The sequence below is a fragment of the Streptomyces sp. NPDC033136 genome, assembly GCF_055578235.1.
The window spans coordinates 49,847-62,899 of record NZ_JBVIPD010000010.1 but is presented as its reverse complement, the minus strand read 5'-3'; the positions used below and the strand labels follow the sequence as shown (position 1 = coordinate 62,899).

The following is a 13,053-nucleotide window of genomic DNA, read 5'->3' as shown; positions in this document are numbered from 1 at the left end:
TGGAACGGGGGTGAAGCGATGACCGAGGTGCTCTTCCTGCTGGCGGCGATCCTGCTCTCGCTGACCTGCGGCGCCTTCGTGGCGGCCGAGTTCTCCCTCACGACGGTCGAGCGCGCCGAGCTGGAGCAGGCGGTGGAGCGCGGCGAGCGGGGCGCGCAGGGTGCGCTGAAGGCCGTACGGAACCTGACGTTCCAGCTCTCCGGGGCGCAGCTGGGCATCACCGTCACGAACCTGGTGATCGGCATGCTCGCCGAGCCGTCGATCGCCGCGCTGATCGCCGGGCCGATGGAGGACCTCGGCATCTCGCGCTCGGCGTCGCGCAGCCTGGCGCTGGTGATCGGCACCGCTCTGTCGACGGTGTTCCTGATGGTCGTCGGGGAGCTGGTACCGAAGAACTGGGCGATCTCCTCGCCGCTGGCCGTGGCCAAGACGGTGGGCAACGCGCAGCGCTGGTTCAGCACCGCGTTCCGGCCGTTCATCACGCACCTCAACAACACGGCGAACCGGATCGTGCGCCGCATCGGTCTGGAGCCCGCCGAGGAGCTGGCCTCGGCGCGCGGACCGCAGGAGCTGGCGGCGCTCGCCCGGCACTCCGCCAGGGAGGGCGCCCTGGAGCCCGACACCGCCGAGCTGTTCGTGCGGACCCTGAACCTGGTCGACCTGACCGCGGAGAACGTGATGACGCCCCGTGTGCAGGTCGTCGCGCTGGAGGTGCAGGCGACCCTGGAGGACGTGGCGAACGCGACGCGGGCGACCGGGCTGTCCCGGTTCCCCGTCTACCGCGGCACGCTCGACTCGGTCGTGGGGACCGCGCACGTGAAGGACGTACTGACGGTGCCGGCGGAGCGCCGGACGCGGATCTTCGTCTCCGAGCTGATGCGCGAGCCGCTGCTGGTCCCCGAGTCGCTGACCGTCGACCGCCTCCTGGACCGGCTCTCCGGCAAGCGCACGATGGCCGTCGTGATCGACGAGTACGGCGGCACGGCGGGCGTGGCCACGCTGGAGGACATCGTCGAGGAGGTCGTCGGCGAGGTCCGCGACGAGCACGACCCGCACGAACTGCCGGACCTCGCGCCGGCCGGCACGGACGAGAACGGCCACGCGCTGTACTCGGCCGACGGCTCCGCGCGCGTCGACCACCTGGAGCGCGTCGGGCTGCGGGCGCCCGAGGGGCCGTACGAGACGCTCGCCGGGCTGGTGGCGACCACGCTCGGCCGGATACCGGCCGCCGGTGACACCCTCGAGGTCGCGGGCTGGCGGGTGGAGGTCCTGGACGCCACCGGCCGCCGGGCGTCCCGCGTCCGGCTGCGCGCGCCCCTGTCCGCCGAGAAGCCCGAGCAGAAGGGGGTGGAGCTGTGACCGCCGTCCAGCTGCTGATCGGCCTGGCGATGATCGTCGTCAACGCCTTCTTCGTCGGCGCCGAGTTCGCGCTGATCTCCGTACGCCGCAGCCAGATCGAGCCCTACGCCGACCAGGGCGTCCGGCGGGCCAAGAGCGTGCTGTGGGGGCTGGAGCACGTGTCCGCGCTGATGGCGGCCGCGCAGCTGGGCATCACGCTGAGCACGCTGGTGCTGGGTGTGGTCGCCGAGCCGGCGATCGCGCACCTGCTGGAGCCGGCGTTCCACGCGGCGGGCGTGCCCGAGGGCCCGGGGCACGCGGTGTCCTTCGTGATCGCGCTGGCTCTGGCGACCTATCTGCACATGCTGCTCGGCGAGATGGTGCCGAAGAACATCGCGCTCGCCGAGCCGGTGCGCAGCGCGCTGGCTCTCGGTCCGCCCCTGGTGGCGCTGTCCCGGGCGCTGCGGCCGGTGATCTTCACGGTGAACGCGTTCGCCAACACGCTGCTGAAGCTGCTGCGCGTGGAGGCCCGGGAGGAGGTCGCCGCCTCCTACTCGGACGCCGAGATAGCGCGGATCGTGAAGGACTCCAGCGAGGCGGGCCTCATCGACGACCGGGCCCAGGAGCGGCTGCGCGACGCGCTGGAACTGGGCCGCCGCCCGGTGCGCGACGTGGTGCTTCCGCTGGAACGCGTGGTGTACGCGAGCGTGGGCGTCACCCCGGGGGAGCTGGAGCGGCTGTCGGCGGAGACCGGGTTCTCCCGCTTCCCGGTGGTGGACGAGGGGCGCCGGATCGTGGGCTATCTGCACGTGAAGGACGCCCTGGAGGCCCTCGCGCGGGATGCGCCGTTCCGGCTGCGGGACATGCGGGCGATCGCACGCGTGCGGGAGCACACACCGCTGGACGACGTCCTCACGGCGATGCGCGGCAGCCGTACGCACGTCGCGGCCGTCCTCGGGACGGACGGGCGGCTGGCCGGGCTGGTGACGATGGAGGACGTGCTGCGGGAGCTGTTCGGGCAGCGGGCATGAGGCGGTGACCGGCATGCGCGGACGGCCGGCTCCCGGCATGTGAGAGGCCCGGAACCCGGAGGCCGGCCGGCTGCCGACGGGTGAGCGGCCCGGGCTCCACAAGCCGACCGACTGCTGGGTATGTGCACGGGATACCATGTTCGTCGCCATGCAGACGAACCCCACCTACAGCAGCCTGGTCGCGGTCGGCGACTCCTTCACCGAGGGCATGTCGGACCTGTTGCCCGACGGCACCTACCGGGGCTGGGCGGACCTGCTCGCCGCGCGGATGGCGGCCCGTACGCCCGGATTCCGGTACGCCAACCTCGCGGTGCGCGGCAAACTGATCCGGCAGATCGTCGACGAGCAGGTGGACGTGGCGGCGGCCATGGGGGCCGACGTCATCACCCTGGTCGGCGGCCTCAACGACACGCTGCGTCCCAAGTGCGACATGGGCCGGGTGCGCGGGCTCCTGGAGGAGGCAGTGGAGAAGCTGGCCCCCTCGTGCCGCCAGCTCGTCCTGATGCGCAGCCCGGGCCGGCAGGGCCCCGTCCTGGAGCGGTTCCGGCCGCGCATGGAGGAGCTGTTCGCCTGCGTCGACGAGCTGGCCGCGCGGCACGGCGCGATCGTCGTCGACCTGTACGGCGCGCCGTCGCTCCGCGACCCGCGACTGTGGGACGTGGACCGGCTGCACCTGGCGGCCGAGGGGCACCGCCGGGTCGCGGAGGCCGTGTGGCAGGCACTCGGCTACGCCCCCGAGGACGCCGAGTGGCACACGCCGATCCCGGCGACGCTGCCGCCGGGCTGGGTCATGCGGCGGGCGGCGGACGTGCGGTTCGCCCGGCAGCACCTGCTGCCGTGGATAGCCCGCCGCCTGACGGGCCGCTCCTCGGGCGACGGCCTGCCGCCGAAGCGGCCGGAGCTGCTGCCGTACGAGGACCGGGTATAGGCGGTTCCCGCGGGCGCCGCGGGTGACCGGCCCCGGGTCCGGTCCACCCCCTGCGACCCCGGCCGGACCAGCCGAGCCGCTCTTGTAGGTTCCGACGAAGGTACCCGCGGCGCTGGCCTGCACGAATCGCCAGTAGAATCCGTGCACGTGACTTCCGCTCCCGCCAAGCCCCGCATCCCGAACGTCCTCGCCGGACGCTACGCCTCCGCCGAGCTCGCCACGCTCTGGTCGCCCGAGCAGAAGGTGAGGCTGGAGCGGCAGCTCTGGCTCGCCGTGCTGCGCGCCCAGAAGGACCTCGGGATCGAGGTGCCGGACGCGGCGCTCGCCGACTACGAGCGGGTGCTCGACACCGTCGACCTGGCCTCCATCGCCGAGCGCGAGAAGGTCACGCGGCACGACGTGAAGGCGCGGATCGAGGAGTTCAACGACCTCGCCGGGCATGAGCACGTGCACAAGGGCATGACCTCCCGCGACCTCACCGAGAACGTCGAGCAGCTGCAGATCCGGCTCTCCCTGGAGCTGATGCGCGACCGCACGGTGGCGGTCCTGGCCCGCCTGGGCAAGCTGGCCGGCGAGTACGGCGAGCTGGTCATGGCCGGCCGCTCGCACAACGTCGCCGCTCAGGCCACCACCCTCGGCAAGCGCTTCGCGACCGCCGCCGACGAGCTGCTCGTCGCCTACGGCCGTGTCGAGGAGCTGCTGGGCCGCTACCCGCTGCGCGGCGTCAAGGGCCCGGTCGGCACCGCGCAGGACATGCTGGACCTGCTGGGCGGGGACGCCACGAAGCTCGCGGACCTGGAGCAGCGGATCGCCACGCACCTGGGCTTCTCCCAGGCGTTCACCTCGGTCGGCCAGGTCTACCCGCGCTCGCTCGACTACGAGGTCGTGACGACGCTGGTGCAGCTGGCGGCGGCCCCGTCGTCGCTGGCGAAGACGGTCCGGCTGATGGCCGGGCACGAGCTGGTCACCGAGGGCTTCAAGCCCGGCCAGGTCGGCTCCTCGGCGATGCCGCACAAGATGAACACCCGCTCCTGCGAGCGCGTCAACGGCCTCATGGTCATCCTGCGCGGCTACGCGTCGATGACCGGCGAGCTGGCGGGCGACCAGTGGAACGAGGGCGACGTGTCCTGCTCGGTGGTGCGCCGGGTCGCGCTGCCGGACGCGTTCTTCGCGCTCGACGGTCTGCTGGAGACGTTCCTGACAGTGCTCGACGAGTTCGGCGCGTTCCCGGCGGTCGTGGCCCGTGAGCTGGACCGCTATCTGCCGTTCCTCGCCACCACCAAGGTCCTGATGGGCGCCGTGCGCGCGGGTGTGGGCCGGGAGCTCGCGCACGAGGCGATCAAGGAGAACGCCGTCGCCTCCGCGCTCGCGATGCGTGAGCAGGGCGCCGAGCGCAACGAGCTGCTCGACAAGCTGGCCGCCGACGAGCGCATTCCCCTGGACCGCGCCCAGCTGGACGCGCTGATGGCCGACAAGCTGTCCTTCACGGGCGCCGCGGGCGACCAGGTGGCCGCCGTGGTCGCCCGGGTCGATGAGATCGTGAAGCAGCACCCCCAGGCAGCGGGCTACACGCCCGGCGCGATCCTCTGACGCGCCGCACACGATGCCCCGTTTCACGCCCGAGGAGCTTGAGGCCGCCCGCGACCGCGTCGTGCCGGACGTCGTCGCGGATGGTCTTCGGGTGCTGTTCTGCGGGATAAATCCCGGTCTGATGACGGCCGCGACGGGCCATCACTTCGCCCGTCCGGGCAACCGCTTCTGGCCCGTGCTGCACCGGTCCGGGTTCACACCGCGGCTGCTGAAGCCGTCCGAGCAGCAGGAGTTGCTGTCGTACGGGCTCGGCATCACCAACGTGGTGGCGCGGCCGAGTGCCCGGGCCGACGAGCTGAGCGCCGAGGAGTACCGGGAGGGCGGGCGGCTGCTTGCCCGGAAGGTGGGGCGGCTGCGGCCGGGCTGGCTGGCCGTGGTGGGAGTGACCGCGTACCGCGCCGCGTTCGACGACCGGAGGGCTCAGGTGGGGCCGCAGGCGCGGATGATCGGGGAGGCGCGCGTGTGGGTGCTGCCCAACCCGAGCGGGCTGAACGCGCACTGGACCGCCGGGACCATGGCGGAGGAGTTCCGGAGGCTGCGGGAGGCGGCGGAGGACTGACCGGGGACGGTCGTCTCCCTTGCCGCGGGGGACTCGCTCACGGCGGGGCCGTCTCCGTGACCACGGCCAGGAGCTGGACGTCGTCCGCCGGGTCCCGGGCCGCGACCGCCACGGCAACCCAGCGGCCGGTGCCTCCCACCTGCCACACGTACGCCACATCGGCCCAGGCGCTCAACTCGGCCCAGGGCCGGGGTGTCTCCTCCCACTCGGCGCGCAGCTGGACGGTCTGCAGGTTGTAGGGGTCCGTGTCGCCCCAGCGCGAGGCGAGGAGTTCGTAGACGGCGTCCCGGCCCTTCTCGAACTGGTCGGTCGTCAGCGCCCGGGTCGCGGGGTCGCTGTCTGCCGCGCTCTCTAACACCGCGATGTGGTAGCCGGGGCCCGAGGTGCCGACATCCGACGGGCCGTGCTCCGCCGGAAAGGGGCGGAAGCACAGCTCGTCGACGAGGGCGATGTGCTGCGCGATGTTCATGAGGTCCAGTAAACCCGCCCCCACTGACACTTGGCGGGGCATCACCCCTGTTATCGGTCAGGCGTCCCGGCGGCGCAGGCTCCACACTCCCACCAGCAGGGCTGCCACCGCCCAGAGCGCGCTCGCCGCGAGCCCCGTCCATGGGCCGAGGGACGATCCGTCGCCGCTCTGCCTCAGGACCGACTGCCCCGCCTTGTCGGGCAGGAAGTCGGCGACCGTGCCCGTGGCGTCGCCGATGACGAACGACACGACCAGGATGAACGGGATCAGCAGGGACAGTGCGGCCGTGCCACTGCGCAGCAGGGCGGTGAGCCCGGCGGCGAGCAGGGCCATCAGCATGAGGTAGACGCCGCAGCCCATGACTCCGCGCACCTGCTCTCCGGTGCCGAGTCCGGCGGCCGCCGATCCGAGCCCCGCCCGGGCGACGAGCAGCGCGGCCAGGGCGGTCACCCACCCCACCAGCAGGGTCGGTGCGGCGATGACGGCAGCCTTGGCCGCGAACCACCGGCCGCGCCGCGGAACCGCGGCGAGCGAGAGCCGCAGCGCTCCCGACCGGAACTCGGACGACACTGCCATGGCCCCGAAGGAGACGGCCGCGATCTGGCCCGGTACGACGCCGGACAGCGCCGTGAACAGCGGATCGAACCCCGGGTCCGACGTGCCGGAGACACCGGCGATCGCCGAGAACGCCGTGGTCGCGGCGAACAGGGCGAGCAACGCTCCGGGGAGCGATCGCAGTGTGCGGATCTTCAGCCACTCGGAGCGGACGACGGGCGTGAGCTGCATGGTCAGGCCTCCTGTGGCTGCGCGGTGAACTCGGCTTCAGCCGAGGTGAGGTCGAAATAGGCCTGTTCCAACGTGCCCTCCTCGGCCGCGAGTTCCAGGACCGGCACGCCCGCGTGGGAGGTGAGGCGGCCGATGTCGTCCACGCGTGCGTGGTCCACGGTCCAGTGCCCGTCCACGTGTTCCACGGCCTCGTGGCCGTGCTCCGCGAGCGCGCTCCTCAGCGCAACGGGATCGCTCGTGCGGACACGTACCCGGGGCCGCACGCGTGCGTGGATGAACTCCCGCATCGGGGTGTCGGCCAGCAGTCGCCCCCGGCCGAGGACGACGAGGTGGTCCGCGAAGGACGCGGTCTCGTTCATCAGGTGGCTGGAGACCAGGACCGTGCGTCCCTCCCCCGCGAGCCGGCGCAGCAGCTGCCGGATCCACACGATGCCTTCGGGGTCGAGCCCGTTGGACGGCTCGTCCAGCATGACCACCTCGGGGTCGCCCAGCAGGGCGGCGGCGATGCCCAAGCGCTGGCGCATGCCCAGGGAGTACGTCCGCACCCGGCGCCGGGCCACCGACGCCAGGCCCGTCTCCTCCAGTACCTCGTCGACCCGGCGGTCCGGGATGCGGTTGCTCACCGCCAGGACACGGAGGTGGTCGCGAGCGCTGCGGGAGCCGTGCGCGGCCTGTGCGTCGAGCAGAGCGCCGACGTGCCGCAGGGGTTCGCGCAGGGCCGGGTAGGCGCGGCCGCCGACCGTGGCGGAACCGGTGGTCGGCCGGTCGAGGCCCAGCACCAGTCGCATGGTGGTGGACTTGCCGGCGCCGTTGGGGCCGAGGAAGCCAGTGACGCGGCCGGGCAGCACCCGGAAGGTGAGGCAGTCCACGGCTCGTTTACCGCCGTACTCCTTGGTGAGGTTCTGGACTTCGATGCTGGTCATGGCAGCAGCCTGACCGTTCATCTGGGGCGGGGCCTCCCCCGGCGGTGGAGATCCTCTCCCCCGCCCGGGGGAGGCTCGTTGCCGGTGACGGCTGCCACGATGGCGCAATGGTCCGCATGCTGCGCCCGCTCACGCGGGCGGTGACGTACAAACGATGGCTGCACCTGATGGTGGGCATCGTGTGGTCGTCGTTGTGGATTTTCATCGACGAGGCGTGGTGGACCCAGGTCACGGCCGCCCTGTTGCTCGGACTCGCGGGCCTCGTGCCCCTGACACGCGTGGTGGAGGGGTTTCAGGCCAGGCTGCTGCTGACCGACCACCGGCAGGAGGGTGAGAGCGCGGAGATCGTGACCACCCCGTCGGTCACGTGGGGGGACCGCGGGCGGACGGTGGTGTGGCTGGAGACGCGGCTCGTCTTCGGCTGGGTCGTGGCCCATCTCTCCGTTCAGTTGCCCCTTTTCGCGGTCGACCTGCTGACGACGGGGCTCGGTCTTGGACCCTTCGCTGACGGATTCGTGACCGTCGAGGAGAACCGCTGGTGGCACGCCGTGGCGGCACCCGCGCCATTGATTCTGCTCCCCGTGGTCGTGGTGTGGTCGGGCCACTGCATCACCGCGCTGGCCGAACGGCTTCTCGGGCCTTCGCCCGCCGAGCGGATGGCGGCACTGGAGGCGCGCACCGACCAGTTGCTGGAACGCACGCGGATCGCCCGCGAGTTGCACGACTCCATCGGGCATGCGCTCACGGTCGCCGTGGTGCAGGCCGGGGCGGCTCGGGCGGCCGGTGACGCGGAGTTCACGGACCGGGCGCTGGGCGCCATCGAAGAGACCGGCCGGGCCGCCCTGGAGGACCTGGAGCGCGTACTGGGTGTCCTGCGCGAGTCGGAGAAACCGGTGAGCGGCAGGCCGACGCTGGCGGACGCCGACCGGTTGCTGGAGTCCGCACGTGCCTCCGGTGCGAAGGTCGACGCCGAGGTGACGGGCCCGGTGGACACCGTGCCCCGGCCGGTGTCCCGGGAGGGATACCGGATCCTCCAGGAAGCCCTGACCAACGTGCTGCGGCACGCGGGGACGGTCCCGGCGCACGTACGCGTCCAGGTCGCCGACGGCACCCTCGTTCTCTCGATACGCAATCCCCTGACGGCTCCGGTGCCGGGCCCCGGGCGCGGCAGCGGCCTGCGCGGCATACGCGAGCGCGCGGCCTTGCTCGGCGGGCGGTCCCGGACCGGCCCTGACGAAGGTGACTGGCAGGTCCATGTCGAGCTACCGCTGAGTTGATCTACGCTGATCCGATGCCGGTCACTGTTCTCCTCGTCGACGACGAACCCCTGGTACGCGCGGGTCTGCGAGCCGTGCTGGAGGCGCAGCCCGACATCGAGGTCGTCGGGGAGGCCGCGGACGGGGCGTCGGTGATCCCGCTCGTGCGACAGCTGCGGCCGGACGTGGTCGCCATGGACGTACGGATGCCGCTGCTGGACGGTATCGAGGCCACCCGGGCGCTGCTGCGGACGGTCGACGAGCCGCCGCGGGTCCTAGTGGTGACGACCTTCGAGAATGACGAGTACGTCTACGAGGCACTGCGCGCGGGTGCCGACGGGTTCTTGCTGAAGAGGGCCCGGCCCGCCGAGATCGTGCACGCGGTGCGGCTGATCGCCGAGGGTGAGTCGCTGCTGTTCCCGGCCTCGGTGCGGCAGCTCGCCGCCGAGTACGGCGACACCGGCGGGAACCGTGCGGCACGGGCCGCGATGGAGCGGGCCCGGCTGACCGAGCGCGAGGCCGAGGTGCTGCGGCTGATGGCGCGCGGCCTGTCGAACGCGGAGATCGCCGCCCGGCTGGTGGTGGGGACGGAGACCGTGAAGTCGCATGTCAGCGCGGTGCTGGCGAAGCTCGGGGCGCGGGACCGCACACAGGCGGTGATCACGGCGTACGAGTCGGGGTTCGTGGCACCGGGCTGATCCCCCGGGACCTGCCCCGGGACCGGCGCCTGCCCCTCGCCGGGGTGCATCGTGCCGAAGTACGATCCGGCCAACACGCGCACGACCTGGGAGGACGGACGGTGGGGCGGCTGACCGGCGGGGATCCCTCGCTGCTGCGCAGGATCAACTCCGCGGTGGTGCTGCACGCGCTGCGCGCCACGGACTGCGCGACGCTGACCGAGATCACCCGGGTGACGGGGCTGTCCCGGCCGACCGTCGAGGGCGTCGTCGAGGGGCTGATCGAGGCCGGGCTCGTCGTCGAGAAGGCGGCCGAGGAGGGTGCCGCGCGACGGCAGGGGCGGCCCGCGCGGCGGTTCCGGTTCCGGGCGGAGGCCGGGCACCTGCTGGGACTGGAGATCGGGGCGCGCCGGGTGGCCGCGCTGCTGGCCGACCTGGACGGCCGGGTGATCGGCTCCCAGGCCAAGGACGTGCCGGAGACGGCCGGGGCCGACGAGCGGCTGGAGCGGCTGCGGGGTGCCGTCGCCGAGCTGCTGCGGCGGGCCGGTGTCGCCCGCGGCTCACTGTGGGCCGTGGGCGTGGCGACGCCCGGGATCGTCGAGGCGGACGGCACGGTGCGGCTGGGCACCGCGCTGCCCGGGTGGACGGGGCTGCGGCTGGGCGAACGGCTGGGCCGGTCCTTCAAGTGCCCGGTCCTGGTGGAGAACGACGCCAACGCGGCCGCCGTCGCCGAGCACTGGAAGGGCGCGGCCGCCGAGTCGGACGACGTGGTGTTCGTGCTGGCGGGGCTCAGCCCGGGCGCCGGTTCGCTGATCGGGGGGCGGCTGCACCGGGGCTACGGCGGCGCGGCCGGGGAGATCGGCGCGCTGCACCTGCTGGGCCGGGAGGTGACGCCCGAGACGCTCCTGTCCACCACGGACGAACCCCTCCACCCCCTGGACGAGCAGGCGGTCGCCGAGGTGTTCGCGCAGGCCCGCGAGGGCGACCAGCGGGCCCGCGCGGCTGTCGACCGCTTCAACCAGCGCCTGGTCCACGACGTGGCGGCCCTGGTCCTTGCCCTCGACCCGGAACTGGTCGTCATCGGCGGCTGGGCCGCGGGTCTGGACGGCGTCCTGGACCCCCTCCGTCACGAACTGGCCCGCTACTGCCTGCGGCCCCCGCAGGTGACCCTGTCCCGTCTGGGAGACGCGGCAGTGGCGACAGGCGCCCTGCGTCTCGCCCTGGACCATGTGGAGGAGCAGCTCTTCACGGTGGAGACGCCTACGGCACCCCACCGCTGACGCCCCCCCCCGCGGGCACGGGGCCCTGCCGAACCGCGGCTCCACCGCACATGCGCGCGGCCAGCCGCAGCGCACCCCCGAGCCACCGATCAACGCCCTGCCGCCGACCCCCTCACGGGCACGGGACCCTGCCGATCCGCGCCTCCACCCCCGCGGACGCGACCAGCCGCAACGCACCCCCGCCCCCCGATCGACGCCCTAACGGTCGGGGGCCGTTTCGTGACCGCTGCGGCTCCACCGCGTCAGCACGACCGGCCGCCACGCACCCGCGGCCCCCCGACGCACCGCACCCCCTGCACCGCTGACGTCAGGACGCCTGCCGCTGCGGCCCGGCGTGGATTTCCACGCCCCCCGCGTCACCGAAGGTCAACCGACACGTGTCAGCGCGATACGTCGCCACCGAAAGCGCGGCCGTGCGCCCCGCGGCGACGAACCGGGTCGTCACCACCAGCACGGGAGCCCCGGGCAGCCGGTCCAGCTCCTTCGCGTCGTCGGCCCCGGCAGAGCCGAGCTCCACCGCGTTCTCCTGCCGCTCCAGCTCCAGCCGCTGCAGCTCGCGCAGCACCGCACGCGCGCGCGCCGCTCCGGACGGCGCGTCGATGTCGGAGCGGTCGGGCACCGAGGACTCCGGGACGTACAGCAGTTCGGCGGCGACGGGCCGCCCGTGCGAGACGCGGGACCGGCGCACGATGTGCACGGACTCCTCCCGGCCGGTCTCCAGCGCCTCGGCGACGGCCGCAGACGGCACGGCCTCCGTGCAGTCGACGAGCTGCCAGGCGTCCTCGGGGCCGCCCGGCCAGGTGTGCGGGCCGGTGCCGAGGGAGACGCCCTCGCGGGGCGGCGCGACGGTCGTACCGACACCGCGGCGGCGCTGCAGCCTGCCTTCCAGTTCGAGCTGCTCCAGGGCCTGGCGGAGCGTGGCGCGGGCGACGCCGAAGCGTGCTGCGAGGTCGCGCTCGTTGGGGAGGATCTCCCCCACCGAGAACTCCGAGTCGAGCGCCTGACTGAGCACGGTCTTGAGATGCCAGTACTTCGGTTCCGGCACCGATTCCAGCTGCGTGGTCCCCACCCTGTCCTCCGCAATCGCCGTGGTCGGCGGCTTTTCAGCGCCCTTGTTTATTAAAGGTTGTTGCACTTCTCTGCGACCATAGGACGGCCCTGATCCTTGGTCAAGACCAATGGCCGGGAACGTTCACGGGGCGTTTCCCAGGGCCCCGGCAGGCCCAGGAGTGCCGGCTGCGCGGCGGACAGCGACCGCAGTTCGCCGGGGTTTGCCGGGACGGGTTTGCAACGACGTGGACGGCCTGGATCCGGCCGTCCGCGTCGTCGAGCTGGAAGACGGAGTCGGGGTTGTCCCCGGACAGGACGGGGCGACGCCCAGCGGGACGGGACGGTGCGCTTCGAAGACCTCGGCGACGTCGGGCGACGTCGGTCGCGGTCTCGGTGGTCACCGCTCCGCCCCGGCCCACCGCTGCGGCCCTGTCCAGGCGCGATCGCCCCGTCCCGGACAGAATGGCGTTCAGGCGCCGGTTTCCGGCGGCGCGGCTCCCCGGAGGTGGCGATGCGGTACGCGGTGCTGGGTACGGGCCAGGTCGGGCGGACGCTCGGCGGACGGCTGGTGGAACTGGGGCACGAGGTGCGGCTCGGCTCGCGCACGCGGGACAACGCCGCCGCGGTGCAGTGGGCCGCCGCCGCGGGCCCCAGGGCGGGCTCGGGGACGTTCGCGGACGCGGCGGAGTTCGGTGAGGTCGTGGTGAACGCGGTGGGCGGGCGGGTGGCGCTCGCCGCGCTGGAGGCGGCGGGGGCGGGGCACCTCGGCGGGAAGGTCCTCGTGGACGTCTCCAACCCGCTGGCGTTCGAGGAGGGCGAGCTGCGGCTGTCGCCGGTGGAGTCGGACAGTGTGGGCGAGCAGATCCAGCGGGCGTTTCCGCACGCGCGCGTGGTGAAGACGCTCAACACCGTCAACTGCCGGGTGATGGTGGAGCCCGCGCGGGTGCCGGGCCAGCACGACGTCTTCGTCTGCGGGGACGACCCGGGCGCCAAGGAGCAGGTGACGGCGCTGCTCGGGGAGTTCGGCTGGCCGGCGGACCGGGTGCTCGACCTGGGCGGCATCCGGGCGTCCCGGGCCGTGGAGATGTGGCTGCCACTGTGGGGCGGCCTGTTCCAGAAGTTCGGGCACGGGGAGTTCAACCTGGAGGTGCGCAGGGCCCGCTGAG

13 protein-coding genes are annotated in these 13,053 nt (G+C 73.0%); 9 read left to right on the top strand and 4 right to left on the bottom strand.

The window, feature by feature from the left end; translation table 11 throughout:
* Positions 1 to 18: 18 nt before the first annotated feature.
* The 5 genes from ACZ5TL_RS20110 (at position 19) to mug (ending at position 5,446) form a co-directional block, all read left to right on the top strand.
* Positions 19 to 1,359, top strand: a complete 1,341-nt coding sequence (locus ACZ5TL_RS20110) for a hemolysin family protein (protein WP_468591328.1) — start codon at positions 19 to 21, stop codon at positions 1,357 to 1,359.
* Positions 1,356 to 2,369, top strand: coding sequence for a hemolysin family protein (locus ACZ5TL_RS20105; RefSeq protein WP_468591326.1), 1,014 nt, complete (start codon positions 1,356 to 1,358; stop codon positions 2,367 to 2,369). The genes ACZ5TL_RS20110 and ACZ5TL_RS20105 overlap by 4 nt, the downstream gene beginning before the upstream one ends.
* A 148-nt stretch (positions 2,370 to 2,517) precedes the next feature.
* Positions 2,518 to 3,297, top strand: a complete 780-nt coding sequence (locus ACZ5TL_RS20100) for an SGNH/GDSL hydrolase family protein (RefSeq protein ID WP_468591324.1) — start codon at positions 2,518 to 2,520, stop codon at positions 3,295 to 3,297.
* A 147-nt stretch (positions 3,298 to 3,444) separates the two neighbouring features.
* Positions 3,445 to 4,887 (top strand): adenylosuccinate lyase, encoded by a 1,443-nt coding sequence (gene purB / locus ACZ5TL_RS20095; protein WP_468591322.1) that lies wholly within the window; start codon positions 3,445 to 3,447, stop codon positions 4,885 to 4,887.
* A 13-nt stretch (positions 4,888 to 4,900) separates the two neighbouring features.
* Positions 4,901 to 5,446, top strand: a complete 546-nt coding sequence (gene mug, locus ACZ5TL_RS20090) for a G/U mismatch-specific DNA glycosylase (protein WP_468591320.1) — start codon at positions 4,901 to 4,903, stop codon at positions 5,444 to 5,446.
* A 37-nt stretch (positions 5,447 to 5,483) separates the two neighbouring features.
* Here the strand turns inward: mug and ACZ5TL_RS20085 are convergent, their stop codons facing one another.
* Genes ACZ5TL_RS20085 through ACZ5TL_RS20075 form a run of 3 tightly spaced genes read right to left on the bottom strand, consistent with a single transcriptional unit; the run spans position 5,484 to position 7,624 of the window.
* On the bottom strand, positions 5,484 to 5,915 hold the full coding sequence (locus ACZ5TL_RS20085; protein WP_468591318.1) for a hypothetical protein: 432 nt from the start codon (positions 5,913 to 5,915) through the stop codon (positions 5,484 to 5,486).
* A gap of 57 nt (positions 5,916 to 5,972) precedes the next feature.
* Positions 5,973 to 6,701, bottom strand: coding sequence for an ABC transporter permease (locus tag ACZ5TL_RS20080; RefSeq protein WP_468591316.1), 729 nt, complete (start codon positions 6,699 to 6,701; stop codon positions 5,973 to 5,975).
* A gap of 2 nt (positions 6,702 to 6,703) precedes the next feature.
* Positions 6,704 to 7,624 carry an ABC transporter ATP-binding protein gene (locus ACZ5TL_RS20075; RefSeq protein WP_468591314.1) on the bottom strand — a complete coding sequence of 307 codons (921 nt, stop codon included), beginning with the start codon at positions 7,622 to 7,624 and terminating at the stop codon, positions 6,704 to 6,706.
* A 107-nt stretch (positions 7,625 to 7,731) separates the two neighbouring features.
* Between ACZ5TL_RS20075 and ACZ5TL_RS20070 the strand changes: the two genes are divergently transcribed.
* From ACZ5TL_RS20070 to ACZ5TL_RS20060, 3 genes are all read left to right on the top strand, one after another.
* Positions 7,732 to 8,901 carry a sensor histidine kinase gene (locus tag ACZ5TL_RS20070; RefSeq protein ID WP_468591312.1) on the top strand — a complete coding sequence of 390 codons (1,170 nt, stop codon included), beginning with the start codon at positions 7,732 to 7,734 and terminating at the stop codon, positions 8,899 to 8,901.
* A 14-nt stretch (positions 8,902 to 8,915) separates the two neighbouring features.
* Positions 8,916 to 9,578, top strand: coding sequence for a response regulator transcription factor (locus tag ACZ5TL_RS20065; RefSeq protein ID WP_468591310.1), 663 nt, complete (start codon positions 8,916 to 8,918; stop codon positions 9,576 to 9,578).
* A gap of 101 nt (positions 9,579 to 9,679) precedes the next feature.
* On the top strand, positions 9,680 to 10,837 hold the full coding sequence (locus tag ACZ5TL_RS20060; protein WP_468591309.1) for an ROK family transcriptional regulator: 1,158 nt from the start codon (positions 9,680 to 9,682) through the stop codon (positions 10,835 to 10,837).
* A 307-nt stretch (positions 10,838 to 11,144) separates the two neighbouring features.
* On the opposite strand, the gene ACZ5TL_RS20055 is transcribed toward ACZ5TL_RS20060, so the two are convergent.
* Positions 11,145 to 11,906 (bottom strand): GntR family transcriptional regulator, encoded by a 762-nt coding sequence (locus ACZ5TL_RS20055; protein WP_468591307.1) that lies wholly within the window; start codon positions 11,904 to 11,906, stop codon positions 11,145 to 11,147.
* Between the two features lie 492 nt (positions 11,907 to 12,398).
* On the opposite strand from ACZ5TL_RS20055, the gene ACZ5TL_RS20050 reads away from it, so the two are divergent.
* Positions 12,399 to 13,052, top strand: coding sequence for an NADPH-dependent F420 reductase (locus ACZ5TL_RS20050; RefSeq protein ID WP_468591305.1), 654 nt, complete (start codon positions 12,399 to 12,401; stop codon positions 13,050 to 13,052).
* Position 13,053: the final 1 nt, after the last annotated feature.